A 22,762-nucleotide genomic window follows, 5' to 3' on the forward strand; every position below is an offset into this window, starting at 1 on the left:
TTAATTAACAATATAACGAAACAATTCTAACTAAAAAAGGGCGGATTTAGTTTTTCAGTTGCTCTCTCTTTGCAAGGATCTCCAGGACAATTCTCTTTGAATTATTTTGATCGATATATGAGAATAAATGATTTCTAAGCAATTTATACCTTTCTTTCTCCTTAAATCCATTATGCATATAGAAAGTTAAGAGTTGAACTAGTTCATCCACATGCACACATCTATCTCCAAATAATTCATGTTCTACGTTTAAATAACCATTCATTATATGATCGAACTGAAAGAAAATAATTGGTTTTTTTAAATAATACATATCCCAAGAGACACTAGAATAATCTGTTATAAGCAGTGAAGATTCCATTATCAACTCATTAATTTTTATATCTTTGTATTTTACAAATTGTACATTTGAAGTATTACACTCAAAATAACGAATAGAACTATGAATTCTTGGATGCATACAAAATTTTAAAATAACGTTATGTTTCTCTAGTTGTTCAACAAGGATTGTATCATTTAGCAGCCTTTCATATTGCCTATAAAATTGACTATCTAAAAACCCTTCCTCTGATACCTCATCTAGCCACTCTCGCCATGTCGGTAGCAATAGAATTTGTTTTTGCTCCCCACTCTTATCTTGCAAATAATCCCACCTTGCTAATCCACTCACAATGATTTCATCTTCTGTATAATTAAAAAATTGTTTTACAATTTCTTTTTCATATTCCGAAGATACACAAAATAAATTCGTTTCATTCGGACTACCTTTTTTAAAAATTGAATCCACCTTTTTCAAACCTAGCACACCGTGTTGTAGAAAAACGTGCTTTTTAGTATGAATAACTTTCTTTAACGTTCCCCTGTTTTCTTTCCATATATAACAATGTGCCTTTGACTCAGAAGATATCATAAGTGTACTAGCAAGGAGATAAATCATATACTTGATGCTCATAAAGTCGATAACTTTATCCTCATATTGATCAAGCATCTTATAGTCATTAGACTTTTTGTTAATCACATAATATAGATTGGGAATTTGCTTATGATCATAGCAATACTTAAAGAAATAATAAGAATTATCTTGTGCGGTATGGCTAAATTTCTCATATACTAATACAATGCCTTTTCGATCCCAATGCCATTTAAATGTATAATATATGATTAATGCCAGCTTTTCTTTCAAAGCATATTTTAACTGATCATAGGTTCCCTTCCTTCGATAATGTAAGCTGAGTCCACCTTTAACAGTCACATATGGATATACTACATATCCATCTTCACCATGGTCACGCTGTAATCGATTGTTTAGCTTTCTATTAACAATATAGCTGGGATGTTTAATTCGATAACTTTTAAGTTCATCGGATTTCAAATGTACATAAAAATCCCAAAAAAACGGGCCTAGCTCAAGTTGACCCAGCTCTATTTCAAAGATAACCTTTTTTTCAAATTCATTTACGCTACTTTCCTGATACGGGAGTTGATAAACTTTATCTCCGTTCCTTTTTTTTAAAGTTATAGCCTCGACCGTACATCTATCTCTACATTTTACTCTAATAGCAAACTGCCATTTTCCTTTTTTCTTCTTAAATGACGTTATTCGTATTTTAGAAATTAACTTTCCGGAGGATTTGACCATTCGCTTCACTCTTTCTTTAGCACTTCAACGAATTGAATTCATATAATCAAATATATGAATTTCAAGAAATTTGTATGTTATAACTCAACTATGAGCGATATACGAAGGTTTTAATCCCACCGTAATCATGTAAACACTTCATCAATTTAATTAGCATGTGAAAATATGGATATTTGATCAACAGTTTTACCATCTGCGGATGAAAATTTAAAATCATATTTATCAGAGCGGTATATAAATGATGCTCCGTCTTCACTTACTAACTGCGCTTGACCTAACTTCTCTAACATCGCCACCTTAGGGATAGACATATTCTGTATTGTAACCTGTTTTACAGTGAACTGATGGTTATATAGAACATTGATATTTTCATAACTATTTAATGTACCCTCTAATAGTTCTTCGGTGTTTTTTGGCTTCCCTATCACACCTTGTACATCTTGTTGATTTTTTCCTAATAAGGATATACCACTTTCAAAGTTTTGATTTGAGCCCGATAGCCCCTTTAACTTGTTGGAGATAACCTCATACTGTAAAGCTGAGCTAAAAGGAATCGTACTTGACACACCCTCACTAATCCATCCTTCTGTTCCATCTTCATATACAATTTCCAACCAGTTTATATCGTTTTTTTCATCTTTTTGCTGTGTCTTTACCACAAACGGTGTACCAAATTCCATCATAGCTACTTGTTTACCATTTAGATTTGGCATACTTCTGATCTTTGCCTTTGCCATTTTCACATATCGAATATCTAAATCCGCCAATGGATTTTTTTTCTTTTCATTAGACACTTGTTTTTTTTTACTTTCAGCTTCCGCCTGGGGAGGCTGGACAAACAGATCCTTTTTCAAATAAGCAGTACTTCCAACTCCGATACATAAGACCAATCCTGCCAATGGAATCATATATTTTTTCTTCCGTTTCCTTGGATTTAATCCAGTATGTGCAATATCTAAAGCCTTAGCGTCCTCCTGCTTCATTTCCTGACCGGCTTGTTTTCTCTGTGCTTCTTCTTTAAATTTTTGTTGCTCCTCTTTACTCATAGCACGGTATTCTTTTAAAAACTGTTCGTATTTAGGCATTACGTCTTGCATAAGCCCATAATCCTTAATTTCACCATATTCAATCCATAACGCTTTTGTACAAAATTGCTTTATTTGTCCTAATGAATGGCTCACAAAAAAGATCGTTTTCCCTTGTTCTTTAAATTCATTCATTCGTTTTAAACACTTATCTGTAAATGTTTGGTCACCTACAGACAAGGCTTCATCAATAACTAAAACATCTGGATTAATATTCACAGAAATTGCAAAACCAAGGCGAGATTTCATACCGCTAGAATATTTTTTTACAGGCATATCAATAAACTTACCAATATCGGCAAACTCGATAATTTCTGGTGTTAATGTTTGAATCTCATCCTTACTTAGCCCCATCATCAAACATTTCAATTCAATATTTTCTCGGCCTGTTAATTGGTTATTAAGTCCGACAGCTATAGCAATAAGTGATATTTTACCCTTTATATCAATAGTTCCTGCCGTAGGTGGTGTAATGCCAGCAATTAAATTAGACATTGTTGATTTACCAGATCCATTTACGCCAATAATACCAATTACATCACCTTTTTGGGCTTCAAAACTTAAATTTCTTAACGCGTAAAAATCTTCACCAAACCCGCCCGGATATATAATATCCTTTAACTTATCAGAACTTTTACTATGCATTTTATATTTTTTTGTTACATTATGAAACTTCACTGAATAGTTCATTTTTTACAATCCTCATTATAGATAGTCTACAAAATGTTTTCTAAATTTCACATGTACTGCTGTACCAATCAATAGCATAAAGAACACAATTCCCCAGAAATACAGTGTATACATTATATCTTCATAAAACCACCCCGTTCCTAAAAAAGCATTTCGATAGCCTTGGACTATGTAGCATAATGGATTCAGCTGCATAATCTTTTGTAAAACAAGCGGTAACTTCTCAGGGGTCCATAAAATGGGAGTTAAATAGAGTAGCATCCGCATTAAAGATTGCACTATCATTTGTACATCACGTACGATCGTAGATAAAGTAGAAGTAATTAAAGAAAACGCAAAAACAAGCATAACTGTGGCAAACATATAATAGGTCAATTGAATATAATAGATTGAAATCCCTTGACCCGATACTAAAAATATAAAGGTAACAATGCCTATTAATACTAGATGTTGATAAAAGTTAGACATAATTACATAACTAGGAATAACACTCATTGGAAAACTCATCCTTGAGATCATATTTAACCTTGTATAAATAGATTTAGAAGCTTGCATAGTTGCAGGATTAATAAAGAACCATACCGATATGCCAGAAATCAACCAATATATAAATGGAACACCATTTACCCCTGAACCACCTCTTATTGCAGTTCCAAAAACAAACCAATAAATGCCCATTTGGATTAGAGGGTTTAACATTTCCCAAACGATGCCTAGATAGTTATCTTTATTTGTACTTTTAACTTGATAAATAGATAGGCGTTTAATTAAATAGAGACTATTTATCTGTTCTTTTAATACCATAATCATTGCATTCATTTTATTGTGCCTCTCCAAAAAACACTTTCTCTACTACACGTTTAGATGCAAGACCATCTTCCAAATAACAGTAGTTGTTATAGAAAGTATCATATTTTTTTTCAAATTCGCCCAATCCATCCCTTGTGAACTTCATAATCTCTTCCAATACACCTTCAGTTGTTGAAACAACTGGTCCAGGAGCTTCCTTTTCTAAATCAAAATAAAAGCCTCTTAGCTTATCACGATATAAATCAATATCATACGTATAAAAAATAATAGGTCTTTTCAAATTTGCATAATCAAAAAAGACAGAAGAATAATCTGTAATTAGCACATCTGATAATACGTACAATTCATTAATATCGACATGATGGGAAAAGTCATAAACAAACCCTTTATACGGAGCTAAATCAAACTGTTCTGCTACTAAATAATGCATCCTTAACACAATGATATAATCAGAACTTAACTTTTGCTGTAAAAGGTTTAAATCCAGTTGTAAGTCTAATTTATAACGCCCTTGGCTATAAAATTGATCATCTCTCCACGTTGGAGCATATAAAATGATTTTTTTATCTACAGGTAAACCGTTTTTTTTCTTCAGCTCTTCAATCTTCTTACAATTATTGTTTACATATAAAAAGTCATTTCTAGGATATCCAACTTCAACTACATCTTTTTTAAATTGAAATGCGCTTCGGAAAATCTTTGTTGAATACGCATTCGGTGACAATAAATAATCCCAATTTTGCGCTTCTCTCTTAAAGTTTTCCTTATATTTTTCTGTAGTTGTGCCTGGCATATGAACTTCTTTCATATCCATAGCTAATTTTTTTAGTGGTGTACCGTGCCAAGTTTGTACATAAGTAGTATGCTTAGGCTTTGGAAGCCACAATGGCATCCGACTATTTGTAACCCAATATTGCGCACGTGCCATTAAAATAAACCAACGGATTGAAAAGCGCTTAACATATGGAATATTCGCCTCTTTAAACTGTTCTATATAGTTTTTATTCACACTCCACACCATTTGGAATCCTAAATGTTGCTGTTCCATATACTCGTATATCGCACGTGAATTACAACTATACTGTTTGCCAGAAAAACTTTCAAACACAACTAATTTCTTTTGAGCAGGTAAGTGACTGCATAGTACAAATATCGTTTTACAAGCAACCTTTACTATTCGATGATTTTTTATTTTTTTGATTACACTCATATTATTCATGCACCTTCTAACTACAATTAGCCATTTTATAAATTATCACGATAACCATTTACATTCTTACATTCAATGCCCCTGATTCAAAGACAGTAAGAAAAATTAAACACCCACGAAAAAAAGCTAAGTATTTTCCTTGGATCTCACTTAGCCCCTTTACCTTACAACCTAACTTAAAGCTCAACCTCTTTTTGATCAAATAAGCAATTGACCAACTTCTTACTTGAATTCCCATCCGAATATTGATTCCAACGTGCATTGAATTGCTTCAACTTATTACTATCAAACGAATAGTTTCGCACTGTCTCAATAATTTCAGCTGAGTTATACACAACAGGTCCAGGGACATCAGCAATAAAGTCTCCAATGATTCCTCTTTTCTTCACATATTTCTTTAGATCATATGCAAAAAATATCATTGGTTTATTTAACAAACAAAATTCAAAAGGGACAGAAGAATAATCTGTTATTAAAATATCTGTTACTAAAAACAAATCATTTATATTCGGGTATAGAGAATAGTCGTATAAGAAATCTTTATACGATTCCTTATATTCCAGATTATTTCTAATAGCTGGATGTAGTTTGATCACAAGAATATATTCATCTTTTAAAGCCTCATACATTGCATCAATATTTAAATGTAAATCAAAATCTTCCAGTTCTTTATCTCTAAAAGTTGGAGCATATAAAATGACCTTTTTCCTTTGTAGATCAGGAAGACCACATAGGAGACTATTAACAATATGCTTTTGATGATTTTTATTAAAAAAAACATCTGTACGAGGGATGCCCGTTTTTAATATATTTTCCTCTTCTATTCCAAAGGCATCCATATAGATATTTGCCAAAGCATCAGAGCCTACTACAACTTTATGAAAATTGTTGTAAACCTTTAAAAACCTTTTTTGTGCGTATTTACTTCGCCTTTTAAAAGAAGGGGCCAATAATCCGAATTTTTTAATGGCACCCGCCGCATGCCAAATTTGGATACATTGTACCCCGCTTTTAAACCGGATCGTTGACAACGATCCAAAATAATTATCGATAATAACATGTTGAGATGTCGCTAAATGATACGCTGCTTGTATAGTTTGTACTATACTTTTTGTTTCAAATGCGAATGATTTTACATCCGGATAACTTTTCACTTCATACTTACAAGTTGATTTATACAAAAAAACAACTTCACAATTTACATGTTGTTTCTGCATTTCTTCATAAATAAAGATAAGATTTTCCCCATAAGACATAATAAAGGTTACCTTATTTTTAAGAGGAAATACTTTTGCTATGTTGAATAGGATTTTGAACACAATTAGATATACTGTTACAATCAGTTCTCGAAACATAATACACTATCTAGCAACTAACACTAGCTCCTGTTTAATTTTAGTAGTAGAAATCCCAATTGTTCTTGGTAAATAAACAACCTCACAGTATTCTTTCAAAAAATCAAATTCTCCTCCCCAATCATCACCCATAACAAAAATATCTACGTCATGATTAACAACATCTTTTACTTTCTGCTCCCAACTATGCTCAGGAATCACCTCATCCACATAACGAACCGCTTCTAGAATCATTTTACGATTCTCATAGCTATGATAAGATTTTTTATTTTTTAATTTGTTAAATTCATCTGAAGAAACAGCAACAATTAAATAATCCCCTAAATCTTTCGCTCTCTTCAATAAGTTAATGTGTCCCCAGTGCAATAAATCGAAAGTCCCATATGTAATAACCTTTTTCATAATCGCGCCCCCTGTGAAATGTTCTTTTTTTATAATTATTTACTTTAGAAATATATTAAAATTAGAGCTTCCCTTGCGCCTATGTACGATAAGAAGGACTCAAATTCCCCTATGTAAATCCAAAACAAATTTACATAGATTTTACATCAAGTTCACACGAAATTCACAAGGATGATTATAACATAATTTTCATTTACAAACTATGACAATAACCTAACAACTATTGTCACATCTCGTTTAAGAAAGCGCTTTCTTTTCTGGCATTACAAATCTCCTCTTACTTTCTTTTATTTACAAAAAAAGTGCGAAGGAACTATTTCCTTCGCACTTTTTACTACCCTTTATATAACTATTTCAACATACGACGTGGCAATTTATCAATGTTCTCTAACATAATACCGGTACCAACAGCAACACATTGCATTGGGTTTTCAGCAATTAATACTGGTAATTTTAACTCTTCTGCTAGAAGCATGTCGATACCGTGTAATAAAGCTCCACCGCCTGTTAGAATAACACCACGGTCAATAATGTCCGCAGATAGTTCTGGTGGTGTGCGCTCTAGTACGCCTTTTGCAGCTTGTACAATGATAGCCGCGTTTTCTTTTAGTGCTTCTGTAATTTCTTCAGAGCATACTGTAATTGTACGTGGTAAACCAGTTACCATGTCACGTCCGCGAATTTCAAGCTCTTCACTACGTGCACCTGGGAATACTGTACCAACTTCAATTTTAATATTTTCTGAAGTACGTTCTCCAATCAATAGCTTATACTTACGTTTAACGTAGTTTAAGATCTCCATATCAAACTTATCGCCAGCCATTTTGATAGAGGAAGAGGTAACAATATCACCCATAGAAAGTACGGCAATATCTGTTGTACCTCCACCAATATCAACAACCATGTTTCCGCTTGGCTGGAAGATTTCCATACCAGCACCAACTGCGGATACTTTTGGTTCTTCTTCTAAAAATACTGTTTTACCACCTGAACGTTCAGCAGCCTCACGAATTGCTTTTTGTTCTACAGATGTGATATTTGTTGGACAGCAAATTAAAATGCGAGGTTTTGAAAAGAAGCTCTTCACGTCCAATTTGTTAATGAAATACTTTAACATTGCTTCTGTAATTTCGAAATCTGCGATTACACCATCTTTAAGCGGACGAATTGCTACAATATTACCAGGTGTACGTCCCACCATACTTCTTGCTTCTTCACCTACTGCTAATACTTTTCCACTATTACGATCAATTGCCACAACAGATGGCTCATTTAATACAATACCCTTACCTTTAACATGAATTAATACGTTAGCCGTACCTAGGTCAATTCCGATATCTCGCGCAAACATTCCCGTCATTTCCTCCTCGATATTCAAAATCAGGTTACACCCGAATTCTTTTACACCTAATTTCTGATTTTATCACAAATTTAACAGAAACGTAATATTCGCAAAAAGAATTCTTCTGAAAAATATTACCGAATTTGCAAGGAATGTTTGCTATTTTAGATTTATTGGCGCACAGGGTTTTCAGTATCTTCTTTTCTATACTTCTGCTTTGTTGCTTCTCCCCCTCTTAAATGACGAATAGACTTATGATAATCAAGAATTTCTTTCACTTCATTTGCGAGCTCTGGATTAATTTCTGGCAAACGTTCTGTTAAATCTTTATGGACTGTACTCTTTGATACCCCAAACTCCTTTGCGATTACACGCACTGTCTTTCTTGTCTCCACGATATACTTGCCAATCTTGATAGTTCTCTCTTTGATGTAATCGTGCACACCACTCGCCTCCCTAAATTGGATGTGAGAAGTGTGAAATGAGACTCGCTGCATACGACTATGAAGTAAATGTGAGTGCTGTTTGTAAGCGTTAAACATTCTTGGATTTATAATGAAATGATTCACGATTTCTCACCTCAAACACTCTCTTTGCATTGGTTTATACCATTGTATTGCCCGCACTACTGATATATGCTACATGTTCACTATTTTTGCGGACTAAGTTAAGAAAAATTACGTTTTTTTGTGAGAAATACGTTAACAATGACAATTATGGCGAAAAAAAGTGACACCTCTTTATAAAAGGTGTCACTCTTCTCTTTCATACTCTTCTTCTAACAACTGATGGTGGGGAACTTCTTTCTTACCGGCAATATAATAATATAAAGCGAATAAAACAAACAATAAAATGATAGCAATCGACAGAACAGATAAAAATGACACAGTATCCCCTCCCTTTTGTAATATATATTCGAGAATCTCGTCATTTTTCCTTGTTATTGCAACTTTTTTCTCGAAATTGATTATTTTTATATAAAAATAAAAAAATCAGCTCTCCTAATGAGAACTGATTTTTTTACTTTATTATTCTTGTGAAGAAGAACCGTTAGATGATTCTGTAGAACCATTCGTTGATTTTTCTTCTTTTTGAGATTTCTCATCTTGTTTGCCATTCGTCTCTTTATCACTCGTCGAGCCGCTTGTTGATTTCTCTTCTTTTTGAGACTTATCTTCTGTTTTACTTTCTGGTTTCGTGCTTGTTGACTTTTCTTCTTTTTGAGATTTGTCATCAGTTTTTTTACCAGAAGCATTTGTCGCCTTTGCAGCACCCGCATCAGCTTTAATTTCTGCTACTGATTTATTTAAGTAACGCTCAGGGTTCACAGCCACATTGTCTTTACGTACTTCAAAGTGAACGTAAGAACCTACCTCTTTATTCATTGCATTTAGACCTGATTTTCCTAACACTTCACCTTGCGCGACTCTTGCACCTTTTTCTACTTTCACACTGCCTAAACTTTGATAATATGCCGCTACACCATTTCCACTATCTACTGTTACAACATAACCAAGAAGTGAATCTTTTTCAGCTTTCGTTACTGTACCACTTAAAGCAGCTGTAACATCAAATTCTTTTCCGTTTTTCGCAGCAATGTCGATTCCTTTATTCGGGGAATATGTGTTGTTATAAAAGACAAGTGCTTTTTCTTGTTCCGCCTCTGATGCTGCATCTTCATAGAATTTCTTCTGTACTACTACTTCTGCATTTGCTGCAACTGGCATTTTCACTACTTCTGAAGATTTTGTTACCGGTACTGCTGGATCTTCCGTTTGTGTATACGGTGTTGCTTGATCTTGGTTCGGAGCTTTCTTTGGATTAGCTCCCTGGAACCATAGCGCAACCATTAAGATTACCGCTGCACAAGCAATGTATAGTGCCGGAAACACCCATCTTTTTTGAAATAAATGTACTACTTTTCGCGACTTTTTACTATTTCTTCCTCGCATTCCATCATCACCTCAGCAATCATTTTGAACAATATTCACTCATCCTATACAACCTATAACTAATTACTTTTCGACAAAATATGTAAAAATATGTATAAGAATTGCAGGATTTCCGAGGAAATGATGAAAAAAGAAAAAACTGAGCGTTTGAGCTCAGTTTTTAGTCCATTTGTTTCTTTTTATATACGATCGAACATACAATAAGCGAAAGAATGAACCAAACTGTAATGTTCAACACATGACCACCCATACTACTAAAACTAGCTCCATCTACTAAACTGCTCATCGCTTTTGTAATATGAAATGTTGGAAGATATTCAATCATCGTCTTAATTGTTTTATTTTCGACAAATGGCTCAAATTGTACAGCTAAATACATCGTCATTAAAATAGGCATTCCGATTAATGATGTTTGCGGTACAGAAGATGCAAGTAATCCAATCATTGTTCCAATCGCGATAAATAAAATAATTCCACATAAGAATATCAATCCTACCAATGGAAGATTTATATTTAATTGATCTAAAATGAATAAATTCGCAATACAAATGACCATCGTCAGGCCCGCTGTTAATAAACTCTTTCCAAGAAGAACTTCAACAGAAGATGCTGGGGATAACATTAACACACGTAGTGTATGTTTTTCTTTTTCTTCTGCAATTACCATAGATTGAACAAAACCTGCGACAAACAGGAAGGACATTATAGTAGTAGTACCCAACACTTGCTTGCCCACTCCAAATTTGCTATATATAACCGAAAATATAAGTGGTAAAGATGCCATTAACAACACTTGTGAATTTGTCTTAAAATCTTGTACTTCTTTCCTAAAAATAGCTGATACACGTCTCATTGAAAATGTCATTATAATCCCCTCCCAGTAACTTCAATAAAGATATCGCCTAACGTTGGCTCGTGTGAGTGAATAGATAGTAATTCACCTTTTTTCATCCATTCTGAAATGCGTTTTGCCCCTAATTCATCTTTTTGTACCGTTTCTTTTTGTTTATCTGTTAACACAACTTGTATTTGATCTTTCGCGTATTTTAATCGCAAGTTTTCTGGTGTATCAAGCGCTACAATTTCTCCCCCGCAAAGGAAGGCGATGCGGTTACAAAGCGTCTCTGCTTCGTCCATGTTGTGCGTTGTTAAGAAAATCGTTGTTCCTTCTTTATTTAAGTCTTTTAAGATTTTATGAATGTTTTGTACGTTTACCGGATCAAGTGCGGATGTTGGTTCATCTAAGAAGAGGATATCTGGTTTGTGAAGGATTGCTCTCGCTAATGTGACGCGCTGCTTCATTCCTTTTGATAATTTTTTCACCTGTGTTTTTTTATCATCCAATAAGTTCACTTGTGCTAACACTTCATCAATTCGTTCTTTTTTGCAATCGTATAAGTCACAAAATAGTAGTAAGTTATCATAAATGCTAAGTCTTTCATATAAGCCGCTATTGTCTGTTAAAATACCGATTCGTTTGTAATCGATGCTGCTTGGTCCTGTAATGTCTTTACCTAATACTCTTACAGTTCCAACGCTATGAAGCAATTGAGAAGTTAATATTTTTACTGTTGTCGTTTTCCCAGATCCACTCGGTCCGAGGAATCCAAAGATTTCTCCTTGCTTCACCTCAATATTTACATTTCGAAGGGCCGTTTTTCCATCGAAACTTTTCATTACATCTTTCATTTCAATTGCAAATGTCATTTCGTCATCCCCTTTGTTTTTCTTTTTATAGATGAAAGTCGCTTTAGCGCTTTTCGTTTGTTTGTTTGTTTGTTTGTTTGTTTGTTTGTTTGTTTCGCTTTTCTTGACTCAATCATATGAAAAACAAAGGGGTTACGCAGTAAAATACCGGTAAAAGGAGTATTTTTACCGGTGAATGAATCGTATTTTGAGCCTATTGGAGCATTTTTATAGCCCAATTACACCTTTTAACTCATCCATTCGTCCTTTTGAAAGCGGGATTGAACTTTTTCTTTCGTCATCCAAAATTAAACTAAAGCTATTACGTGTCCACGTAATGACTTCTCGTACTCTTTGTAAATTAACGAGGTACGAGCGATGACATCTAAAGAATCCGAATCCTGTTAATCTCGTTTCTAGTTCACTTAATGTTAATGCGCATACGAAGTCACCTTCGCGCACATGAATATGTGTCACTCCATTTTGTGTTTCAATGAAATGGATCTCCATCGGATCCATTAAAATGATTTTATCGTTCACTTTCGCTGGTATTCTTTCCAGTTTCATTTGCGGAATCATTTGAACTACTTTTTCTTCATCTACTTCTTCAACTTCTTCTTGCTCTATTTCTATCTTTTTCACACCATCATTGTTTAATATGTATACATCTTCTGTCAACGAAAGGGCATCCGATAAAAAGGAGGACGTAATAAAGATTGCCTTTCCTTGCTCTTTCATTTTCATAATCGCTTTTCGAATAATGATCGTACTCTCTGTATCTACATTTTGCTCTGGCTCTTCTAAAATAACTAAATCCGGATTGTGAATCATAATCCGCCCAATATGAAGACGGCGTTTCTCTGAAAATGACAATTTTTCTATTTTAGCGTTTAACTTATCTAGGAGACCGACATATTGTACAACTTCTTCTATACTCATATGTGATTCATAAAGCCCTAATAAGAACTTGAAGTACTCCTTCACCTTTAAACGGTCATATGCTTCATCTTTCAAAAAACAAAAGCCGATGCGTGAATACATCTTCTTTCCAATCGATTCACCTTCAAATAGCACACTGCCCGAAGAAGCCTCTTCTTCTCCGATAATAATGCGATGCAACACTTTAGCTGTATGATTATTGCACTGCAAAACAACGCATTGCCCTTTTTCAACCTCCAGTTCAATTGCCGGCAACTGGTTCATCTTCCCTACCTGTTTCAACTCCAATAACACCATTCTGTCTCCCCCAAATGTTTTTCTCTAATTATATCAAACATTTAATGGAAGATTATGATATTTTATACAACGTCATTTAAAATACATCAACACCGAAGGCCATCCATATTAAAGGATAGCCTTTTCTTCTTTATTTTTGCTCCAACATATAAGTTTTCAACTGATCACGAAGTGCTCTTTTTAGGAATTTCATTTACGAATGAAATATCATCTGGCATCCAGAGTACCTTCCATTTATTTCTACAAATAATGACGAAAAGGGGTGCCCCATAAGCCGAACCTTCCGGCTAAGCGACATCCCTTTATATTTTCTCCTTGTTGAACAATACCATAGCAACTGAAATTATATTAACGATTTTTCGAATATATCTATCATAACTTACAATATATCAACGATTTTTTAAATATATCTATCGTTACTCAAAATATATCAACGATTCGACGAGGAATATCAATTTACCGACAAAGTTTGACAATAGTAGCAACCTATATAATAAAGGTGTATGTGCACCATCATCCCTATTTTTTCACCATTAACTTTCCTTCATAATCATTCATCATCTTTATCTCAATGCCTTTATAGTAATGAGCGACTATCTCTGTATATTTCTTACCTTCCCCTGCCATACCATTCGCACCGTACTGGCTCATACCGACGCCGTGACCGAATCCTTTCGTCGTAACGGTGATGTTATCCCCTTCTTGTTTCCACGTAAAGTCTGAGGAGCGTAAATCTAACTTTTCACGAACTTGTTTTCCTGTTAATGTTTTCCCTTGGAACTCTACATCCTTTACTCGTTTTCCTTCCGTAAGGTCTTTAATATTACCAACCTTTCCGTCCGCTAGTATTTTCACACCGAGACGTTTTTGAAAATCAGCTACTGTGAATTTTTGCTCACTCGTAAATTTTGGAGAGGCTTGATCCCACGGACTATCTACACTCTTTAAGTACGGATAATCATTCCCCCAATAATCAGCTGCATTTTCTGTTCGTCCGTTACTCGTTGAGAAGAAGGATGCTGAAATTGGTTTTCCATCATACGTTAAAACTTGTCCTGCGGTTTTCGAAACGGCTTCCTCAATTTTCTTTAAATTATTTTCGTAGTTTTTACCCCATTGTTTCTTCAATTCCTCTTTGCTTTTGTACACTTGATCTTTCACCGTATCTGTCACGTCCGCATTGTTTTTCTTACCACCGCTTAGCATACGCTGCACTACAAATGTTCTTGCTGCTAATGCCTGCGCCTTTAGCGCCTCTATTTCAAAGCTGGCATTCATCTCAGAAGCTACTACACCGGCCACATACTCCTCCATAGGTAATGTTTCTACCTTCTTCTGCTGATCACGGTATACAGCAACTTGAACCGCTGTATCCACTTTCCCTGGAGCTGGTATACTTTCTATCGCTGGAGGAGTTTTAGGAGCTGCTTCTTCCCCTACTTTTGCTTTCGCAAACGGAATAACAAGAGCAGCAGGTACAATGATAACGAGCGCTATTAAGAGCGCTACTGTAATGAAAAGCGGCTTTGAAAATTTCATCCTATTCCCCCAATATAAATTTAGATTCCTTTCATTCTTATGGAAATACGGAATTTTTTAGAACATACTTGGGGGTATCGGTATAAAGTGAAACTATAATCAGTGGGGGTTTTGTTCATCCCCCACTGATTATTAGCCCGCACCAATCGGGCGTTTACGGGAAGCAGGGCTTCCACCTAACTTCTTTGCTCCAGCCGAATTTTGAGGTGGGAGTTTTACTGACCGCAAATAGCGGGATAAAAACGAAAATTTTCTAAATATTTTTACTGAGACGTGCATAAGTATAGAATTTATTGACTATAACAGTAATAACCCAACAAAAAATAGCCCCTATGTCAAAAGACATAGAGACTATTTCAATTAAGCGTGAAGATCAGAAACTTCTTGTTCTTTCACTTCTTCTACTTTTTCGTTTACACGTTCAATAGTTGCACCTAATGCAGCTAATTTCTTATGGAAATCTACATAACCACGGTCAAGATGTTTTAACTCTGTTACACGAGTATAACCTTCTGATACTAAACCAGCTAAGATTAATGCTGCTGCAGCACGTAAATCAGTTGCGCCTACTTCAGCACCTTGCAAGCTACTTGGACCGTTCATAATTACAGAACGACCTTCGATTTTAATATCAGCATTCATACGACGGAATTCTTCAACGTGCATAAAGCGGTTTTCGAATACCGTTTCTGTAATCATACTTGTTCCATCAGCATGTAGTAATAATGCCATCATTTGTGATTGCATGTCTGTTGGGAAACCTGGATGAGGCATAGTTTTAATATCAACCGCTTTTAACTTATCTGGGCCGATAACACGTACACCTTCATTTTCCTCAATAATTTTAACACCCATTTCTTCCATTTTCGCTGTAATTGAGCGTAAATGTTCAGGCACAGCATTTTCAATTAAGATGTCTCCACCTGTAATTGCCGCTGCAACCATGAATGTTCCTGCTTCAATACGGTCAGGAATAATAGGGTGGTTTGCACCATATAATTTCTCAACGCCTTCAATACGAATCGTCCCAGTTCCAGCTCCGCGTACTTTCGCTCCCATCGCATTTAAGAAGTTAGCTAAGTCAACGATTTCTGGCTCTTTCGCTGCGTTTTCAAGGATTGTTGTCCCTTTTGCTAATGTAGCTGCAGACATAATGTTTTCTGTCGCGCCTACGCTTGGGAAGTCTAAATAAATTTTAGCTCCTTTTAGTTCTCCCTCTACGTGTGCCTCAACAAATCCGTTACCAACTTTTACTTTCGCTCCCATTGCTTCGAAGCCTTTTAAATGTTGGTCAATTGGACGTGAACCAATTGCACATCCACCAGGAAGTGCAATACGAGCACGACCGTTACGTGCTAATAATGGTCCCATTACTTGAACAGATGCACGCATCTTACGTACATACTCAAATGGTGCTTCAATGTTTAATTCTTTAGAAGAATCGATTGTTACTTGGTTATTTTCAAATACGACTTCAGCATTTAAATGACGTAATACCTCGTTAATTGTGTATACATCAGATAATACTGGTACTTCAGATAGTACATTCTTTCCGTCACTCGCTAATAGGGCTGCAGCGATTATAGGTAATACAGCATTTTTTGCGCCCTCAACACGCACTGTGCCGCTTAACCGCTTTCCGCCACGGACGATGATCTTTTCCAAATTATTCCCCTCCGTGTCCTTTTTTCAGTATCTATTCACTCAATACTCAGAAGTTATGATCGGTGTGCCAACCACAATTGTATCTTTGTTGTTTGTAGAACGTATTGCTATTTGCACATTTATTTTCTCTCTATTTGTTGAAAGAGCGTCATTCCACTTTTTATTATATGCGGAGACTGATACAAATGCTCTTTCTTCTATCTGTTCGATCGCTCTTGCTGAAAGATCTTTCAAAACCTGATTGGTTTTATTTTGCAAAACACCTTCAATCTTATCATTCAGTACACCTTGAACACAAGTGTAAATTATAGGTTTTTCACTAAAAATTTTATCTATGTTCTGAACGTACTTCGGGTCCCATTTCGCCCCGCTCACTTCAAAAATAATAAAAGTGTTTTCTTTAGTATTTTCCTTACTCCAAGTTACTACTATTCGTTCTTCATGTGAAGAAGACTTTTTATAGGATGTAGCCTTATATCCATCTGGAGATTGTTCTAATTCCCAACTTTCGATGTTTGCCTCTTCCTTCACATCGTTTAACAGTTTTTGAAACGTATGTATATTAGAAATTGTTTTCGTTTCTCGCGCTAACCATGACCACCGCTCTACTTTTGCATCGTTCTTCTCTAAAGCTGCAATCATGCTCTCCATTTTCTGTTCATCGCTTATAGGTTTCATCTCTTTATATCCAACCAAAAATAAAACAACACTTACGATAACGATAAGAATGGCTTTAAACTTCAATTTCATCCCCTCCTATCCCCATTGTTAACGGAGATATGAGGTTCTATACACTTACTTTACTAAATACGTTAAACTCTTTGAATAGCCTAAATAATCAAGGAAAAAGTTACTTACAGATGTCCCAATTGTAATTGTAATTAGGATGAGTAATACTCTCGTCTGCATCACTTTTCCAGACTTCATTAAGCGCTCAATGTGAATACCTTGTAAGGCCCACCACGTAATGGTAATAAATAATAAATGTAAAACAATGGCAATCAGTGCTTGTTGCCCTAAAAGATGTGCCAAAAAATCGACCCCTTTTTTTGCTTGGCTACTACTTACGCAAAATGTAAAAAACGATGCCACAAATAAGTAGGAGCCACACTTTTTCACACGCAAATAAGCATCTTACATTTTACATCGTAATTTCCTGTTAAAAAACATATACCTATAGGTGTTTTCATTTGCTGTTACTCCAAAATAAAAAGCGTAGAGTACGGACTCTACACCCTTTATTTTTACTATTGTACCACGTTCCCTAAGAAGAAGAAATCTTTCATTAATGGAAAATATTCATAGAAGAAATTGTAACCAATCATCGGCATAATCCCTAGTATTACAATTGAAATTGCGCAAAGACTCATGACAATCTTTATATTTAACGGTAACCGAAGCTTTTCTTCTGTCTCTCCCGTGCGGAAAAACATTTGCTGTAATATCCGGAAGTAATATACGAATGAAATAACTGTTGTCCCCATCATAATAGAAGCTAATACGTAATGGGCAGGTTCAACATGAAGTGCCCCTAAAAAGATGTTAATTTTTCCGATGAAACCTGCTGTCCCCGGTATTCCAGCTAATGATAAAATAAAGACCGTCATCACTATAGCTGTAAAGGGGGATCGCTTATATAATCCTGTAAAAATCGTCATATTTTCCTTATCATTTTGTAAGATTAATCCGTGGATGATTGCAAATGCTCCTATATTCATAAGCATATATGCAAGCATATAAAACCACATACTATCCATCGTAAACTGTGATAGCGCTACAAGGGGGACTAGCAAATACCCAGCATGCGCGATACCTGAATAGGCAAATAGACGTTTTACGTTGTATTGCTTTAATGCTACTACATTCCCAACAATCATCGTAATACTAGCTAGTACAGCAATGTATATACTCATACGCCCGTACAAAGATTGTGCGTCTCCTTGGATTGCCACACCTGCAAACACCATAAGAAACAAACGCGTAATGAGTAGAAAACCAGCAATTTTAGAAATCGTTCCGAGAAAAGCAGTGACAGGTGTAGCCGCTCCCTCATACACATCTGGTGCCCACATATGAAATGGCACTGTTGCAATTTTGAATGAGAGTCCAACGAGCAAAAGTAGAAATGCGAGAGCTAACAATAATTGAATGCCACCAGCCAACCCTTGCGTAAATGCCTTTTGCATTTCCACTATGTTGGTCGACCCTGTAATACCGTATAAGTAACTCATTCCAAAGAGCGTAATTGCTGTTCCAATTCCTCCATTAATGACATATTTCATTGCAGCCTCATTCGATGCGCGGTTTCTCTTTCGGATTCCTACTAGAATGTATGAAGAAAGCGAAAGCAACTCTAAACCGACGAATAGTGTGATGAAATCAACGCTAGAAGCCATGAACATCGCTCCAAGAAGCGCCATTAACATTAAGTAATAATATTCTCCCTTATCTTGAATAGGATCCTTTTCGTCATCACTCATTGCCATACATAAGACAAGAGCTCCCCCCACTAATAACAACGTTTTAAACCCTTTTGAGAATCCATCTAATACAAACGATCCGTTTAAAATATCTCCTGCCGGTTCGCTGTATAGCGTAATTAATGACACTATCGCTAACAAGACAGCGACAATTGCACCAATCGCAACGTACCTATGGTTCAGCTTAAAAAACAAATCACATACGGAAAGAAGGATGGCTGCCCCGAGAATAATGAATTCTGGTACCATGAAATGCCATGATAAGCTAAGTAATGTGTTCATATCCATCCTACTTCACCCCCAATGTTTTCAATGTAGTTTGAAGCGGATCCCCTAGTAGTTCTGGCATTACCCCAATTGCAATAATACAAACGATAAGCACTATAACAGGAACGTACTCCCATCCGTGTATATCAGGTTTCGCTTCCCATTCTTTCTTACCAAATGTCACTTGAAGTGTCGCTCTTAATACGTATACAGCGGTTAAAATAATTCCAAGTACACCGGTGGCGGCGATAACAGGTTTCCCTTGGAATAAACCGAGAAAGGCAAGGAATTCGCTAATAAATCCAGACATCCCTGGCATTCCAAGCGATGCCATACCGCCCGCTAGGGAGAAACCGCTAAGCACAGGAACACTTTTTGCGAGTCCACCAAGTGCTGTAATATCCGAAGTCCCGAAACGCTCTTCAATAATGCCAAGCAAGAAGAAGAGCAAGGCCGCAATTAAACCGTGAGACACAACTTGGAACAGCGCCCCTTGTGTACCTGGTGCATTTAACGCCGCAAGACCCATTAATACAATGCCCATATGCGAAATACTAGAGTAAGCAAGCACCTTTCTAAAGTCCGTTTGGATGAGTGCTAGAAAGGCCCCGTACAATAAATTAATGACTCCTAAAATCGCAATTAGCGTTGCAAACTCACGAAAATATTCTGGGAATAGCCCTTTCCCGAAACGAACAATACCGTACGCGCCAATCTTCAACAAAACCCCCGCATGAAGCATAACTACGGCCGGATGCGCTTCTATATGTACATTGACCATCCAGCGATGCAAAGGGAAAACAGGGAATTTAATCGCAAAAGCAATCATTATGGCAAGAAACAAGCCGAACTGTAAGCTACTTGAGACAGCCATTCCTCCCCCAGCACCTACACTCGTTAATATTTCTTTAAGCTCCGCAATATTTGTCGTACCTGTTTTCGCAAATAAAACCGAGAAAACGATAAGTAAAATAGCTGATCCAATACCGTTATATATTAAATAACTATATGCAGCCTTTTCACTCGACAATTTCCCCCACTTGCCAATTAATAAAAACATTGGCGGCAACGTAATTTCAAAGAAGATGAAGAACAGCATTAAATTTTGAGCAGCGAAGACACCGAGCATCCCTATTTCTAGCATGAGTAACAGCATGTAGAATGCTTTCAAATTTCTTTTAACAGAAAATGCCGCAATAGCTGCAAGCATCGCTAGAAGGGCTGTGAGCACCATCATTACAAGCGATAAACCATCAATACCAAGCTCGTAATAAATTGAAAACCACCTTTTGTCCACTGCTGTGAAATCCCCAAATTTAATCCATTTCACTTTTTCATCAAATATCGATAAACTCTTTCCTGAAGCGTATGTACAAGCGAGAACGATAGCAATTCCAAATGGAAGCGCCGTTCCGAATAAACCAAGCGCCTGCACTGTACGCGATTCTCGTTTCGGCGTTAATAAAAGCAAGAGAATTCCTAAAAGTGGGGAAAAAATGAAGAACGTTAATAGCAATCCATTCACCGTAAATCCCCTCCCGTATATAACAAAATAATTAGGAGCACTGCGAGCGAAACTGCTGTTACAGTTCCATACACTTGTACATTCCCGTTTTGAAGCCGTGATCCTAGGCCACTCATACCTTTAACGAATCCAGCAATTAAAACTGCGATTCCTTCTACAACGTATACTTCAAATAAGCGAAGCACATGAGCGATTCCTTTCGTAATAGGAAGCACCGTCACATTGTATAGTTCATCCACATAATATTTTTCTTTCAAAAGGTTATAAAGAGGCGTCCCTTCTCCGCCGGCCCAATCTCTAGAGATAGATTTCTTACCATATATGAAATATGCGAGGGCAATTCCAGCGAATGAAACGAGCGTCGCAACAACCATAATCCAAACAGGTCCATGCACTTCCTTCACCTTGAATCCTATATCCTTCGTCAGCCAATCCCCAAGAAACGTCCCGAACCACGGTGTATTTATATAGCCTGCCACTACCGCAAGAACACCAAGGACAATCATCGGATACGTCATGGTGCGAGGCGATTCATGCACCTCTTCCTTCGTCTTCGCTTCCCCTGTAAAGACAAGAAAGTATAAACGGAACATATAAAATGCTGTTAGAAATGCCGCAATTACTGCTAAAGCGAATAGAAAGTAATTGCCATTCATCCAAGCCGCCGCTAAAATTTCATCTTTACTAAAAAATCCAGAAAGAAGAGGAACACCACTAATTGCAAGTGTGCCTATTAAAAATAGTGCACCGGTTACTTTCATCTTTTTCTGTAAACCGCCCATTTTATTAATGTTTTGCGTATGGACTGCATGAATTACACTTCCTGCTGCCAGAAACAATAATGCTTTAAAAAAGGCATGTGTCGTTAAGTGAAAGATACCAGCTACATAACCAGCAGAGCCTAGCGCAAGCATCATATACCCGAGCTGACTAACTGTAGAGTAAGCAAGAACCCTCTTAATATCTGTTTGCACTAGACCAATAGAGGCCGCAAAGATTGCGGTGAAAGCCCCAACGATTGCCACAGTTTGCATCGCTACCGCACTTGCTGAAAATAGTGGAAACATCGTCGCTACTAAATATACGCCGGCTGCAACCATCGTTGCCGCGTGAATAAGCGCCGAAACAGGCGTCGGTCCTTCCATTGCATCTGGCAACCATGTATGAAGCGGGAACTGACCCGATTTCCCCATCGCACCGATAAAAATTAATATCGCCGTTATTGTAATCATAGAAGGAGAGAGGTCGCCCGTATGAATCGCTTTAAAAATCGCGTCATATTCAAAACTACCTGCGTGCCAAAAAATTAAAATCATCCCAACAAATAGCCCAACATCCCCAATGCGTGTCATAATAAAAGCCTTTTTCGCAGCAGCCTTCGCTTCTTCTTTAAAGAAATAAAAACCGATAAGTAAAAACGAACCAAGGCCGACTAACTCCCAAAATATATAAAGCTGTAATAAATTCGTCGATATAACTAGCCCAAGCATCGCAAATGTAAAGAGCCCTAAATATGCATAAAAGGTTGATAATCTGGCGTCACCTTTCATATAACCTTTTGAGTACACATGTACAAGAAAACTCACAAGCGTAACGATAAACAACATTAAAGCTCCTAATGCGGTAACTTCAAAACCAAATGATATATCTATATCCCCTACCCTAAGCCATACCCACTTATGCTTCACTGCCTCGGATGAAAACCGTTCTATTAGTACCACTACCGCGGATATAAAGGAGAGAAAGGTAAAGAAAATACCTAGTACACTACTTCCCTCTCTAATTTTCTTCCCGAACACAATAAGTAACAAAAACGAAACAAGCGGGAAAAGCGGTATGAGCCATGCATAATCGATCATTGTTTCCTTCCCCCTTTTCG

Annotated in this window: 21 protein-coding genes; all 21 read right to left on the minus strand. The window is 36.4% G+C overall.

All coding sequences use genetic code 11. The features are described from left to right. Positions 1-46: 46 nt before the first annotated feature. The 21 genes from MHI07_RS24935 to nuoL all read right to left on the minus strand — a co-directional run bounded on the left by MHI07_RS24935 (position 47) and on the right by nuoL (position 22,742). A complete protein-coding gene (locus MHI07_RS24935) occupies positions 47-1,639 on the minus strand; it encodes a CDP-glycerol glycerophosphotransferase family protein (protein ID WP_340826729.1) in 1,593 nt (530 codons plus the stop codon). Positions 1,640-1,785: 146 nt separating this feature from the next. Then, a complete protein-coding gene (gene tagH / locus MHI07_RS24940; protein ID WP_340826731.1) occupies positions 1,786-3,414 on the minus strand; it encodes a teichoic acids export ABC transporter ATP-binding subunit TagH in 1,629 nt (542 codons plus the stop codon). Between the two features lie 15 nt (positions 3,415-3,429). Then, positions 3,430-4,233 carry an ABC transporter permease gene (locus MHI07_RS24945; RefSeq protein WP_044438318.1) on the minus strand — a complete coding sequence of 268 codons (804 nt, stop codon included), beginning with the start codon at positions 4,231-4,233 and terminating at the stop codon, positions 3,430-3,432. A gap of 1 nt (position 4,234) precedes the next feature. Further along, complete coding sequence (locus MHI07_RS24950) at positions 4,235-5,434, minus strand: CDP-glycerol glycerophosphotransferase family protein (protein WP_340826732.1); 1,200 nt, start codon at positions 5,432-5,434, stop codon at positions 4,235-4,237. 176 nt (positions 5,435-5,610) lie between these two features. Then, positions 5,611-6,789, minus strand: a complete 1,179-nt coding sequence (locus MHI07_RS24955; RefSeq protein ID WP_029952795.1) for a CDP-glycerol glycerophosphotransferase family protein — start codon at positions 6,787-6,789, stop codon at positions 5,611-5,613. A gap of 6 nt (positions 6,790-6,795) precedes the next feature. Continuing rightward, positions 6,796-7,191, minus strand: a complete 396-nt coding sequence (tagD, locus tag MHI07_RS24960; protein WP_113708837.1) for a glycerol-3-phosphate cytidylyltransferase — start codon at positions 7,189-7,191, stop codon at positions 6,796-6,798. A gap of 349 nt (positions 7,192-7,540) precedes the next feature. Next, positions 7,541-8,542, minus strand: coding sequence for a rod shape-determining protein (locus MHI07_RS24965; protein WP_105589840.1), 1,002 nt, complete (start codon positions 8,540-8,542; stop codon positions 7,541-7,543). A 161-nt stretch (positions 8,543-8,703) separates the two neighbouring features. Then, a complete protein-coding gene (gene spoIIID, locus MHI07_RS24970; RefSeq protein WP_002089714.1) occupies positions 8,704-8,976 on the minus strand; it encodes a sporulation transcriptional regulator SpoIIID in 273 nt (90 codons plus the stop codon). 309 nt (positions 8,977-9,285) lie between these two features. After that, a complete protein-coding gene (locus tag MHI07_RS24975) occupies positions 9,286-9,420 on the minus strand; it encodes a hypothetical protein (protein WP_002016211.1) in 135 nt (44 codons plus the stop codon). A gap of 141 nt (positions 9,421-9,561) precedes the next feature. Continuing rightward, positions 9,562-10,485, minus strand: a complete 924-nt coding sequence (locus MHI07_RS24980) for a M23 family metallopeptidase (protein ID WP_340826736.1) — start codon at positions 10,483-10,485, stop codon at positions 9,562-9,564. A 160-nt stretch (positions 10,486-10,645) separates the two neighbouring features. Then, entirely contained in the window at positions 10,646-11,350 is a 705-nt protein-coding gene (locus MHI07_RS24985; RefSeq protein WP_340826737.1) for an ABC transporter permease, read from the minus strand. Next, positions 11,350-12,192: an ABC transporter ATP-binding protein gene (locus MHI07_RS24990; RefSeq protein WP_340826739.1), complete on the minus strand. Its 843-nt coding sequence runs from the start codon at positions 12,190-12,192 to the stop codon at positions 11,350-11,352. The genes MHI07_RS24985 and MHI07_RS24990 overlap by 1 nt, the downstream gene beginning before the upstream one ends. Continuing rightward, on the minus strand, positions 12,189-12,410 hold the full coding sequence (locus MHI07_RS24995) for a hypothetical protein (protein WP_340826742.1): 222 nt from the start codon (positions 12,408-12,410) through the stop codon (positions 12,189-12,191). Before MHI07_RS24995 ends, MHI07_RS24990 begins: the two co-directional genes overlap by 4 nt. Further along, positions 12,400-13,407: a LytTR family transcriptional regulator DNA-binding domain-containing protein gene (locus MHI07_RS25000; RefSeq protein ID WP_340826744.1), complete on the minus strand. Its 1,008-nt coding sequence runs from the start codon at positions 13,405-13,407 to the stop codon at positions 12,400-12,402. Before MHI07_RS25000 ends, MHI07_RS24995 begins: the two co-directional genes overlap by 11 nt. Before the next feature lie 519 nt (positions 13,408-13,926). Then, positions 13,927-14,946, minus strand: a complete 1,020-nt coding sequence (gene spoIID / locus MHI07_RS25005) for a stage II sporulation protein D (RefSeq protein WP_340826745.1) — start codon at positions 14,944-14,946, stop codon at positions 13,927-13,929. Positions 14,947-15,306: 360 nt separating this feature from the next. Further along, positions 15,307-16,611 (minus strand): UDP-N-acetylglucosamine 1-carboxyvinyltransferase, encoded by a 1,305-nt coding sequence (gene murA / locus MHI07_RS25010; RefSeq protein ID WP_002123823.1) that lies wholly within the window; start codon positions 16,609-16,611, stop codon positions 15,307-15,309. Positions 16,612-16,650: 39 nt separating this feature from the next. Then, positions 16,651-17,355, minus strand: a complete 705-nt coding sequence (locus tag MHI07_RS25015; protein ID WP_181149507.1) for a YwmB family TATA-box binding protein — start codon at positions 17,353-17,355, stop codon at positions 16,651-16,653. A 51-nt stretch (positions 17,356-17,406) separates the two neighbouring features. Beyond that, positions 17,407-17,643, minus strand: a complete 237-nt coding sequence (locus MHI07_RS25020) for a DUF1146 family protein (protein ID WP_340826747.1) — start codon at positions 17,641-17,643, stop codon at positions 17,407-17,409. Positions 17,644-17,858: 215 nt separating this feature from the next. Beyond that, entirely contained in the window at positions 17,859-19,373 is a 1,515-nt protein-coding gene (nuoN, locus tag MHI07_RS25025) for an NADH-quinone oxidoreductase subunit NuoN (RefSeq protein ID WP_340826924.1), read from the minus strand. Positions 19,374-19,380: 7 nt separating this feature from the next. After that, the gene (locus MHI07_RS25030) at positions 19,381-20,883 is read right to left on the minus strand and encodes an NADH-quinone oxidoreductase subunit M (protein ID WP_340826748.1); all 1,503 of its coding nucleotides are present in this window, start codon (positions 20,881-20,883) and stop codon (positions 19,381-19,383) included. Then, entirely contained in the window at positions 20,880-22,742 is a 1,863-nt protein-coding gene (gene nuoL, locus MHI07_RS25035) for an NADH-quinone oxidoreductase subunit L (RefSeq protein ID WP_340826749.1), read from the minus strand. Before nuoL ends, MHI07_RS25030 begins: the two co-directional genes overlap by 4 nt. Between the last annotated feature and the right edge of the window lie 20 nt (positions 22,743-22,762).

The organism is Bacillus sp. FSL H8-0545, from assembly GCF_038006105.1.
Taxonomy (GTDB): domain Bacteria; phylum Bacillota; class Bacilli; order Bacillales; family Bacillaceae_G; genus Bacillus_A; species Bacillus_A cereus_U.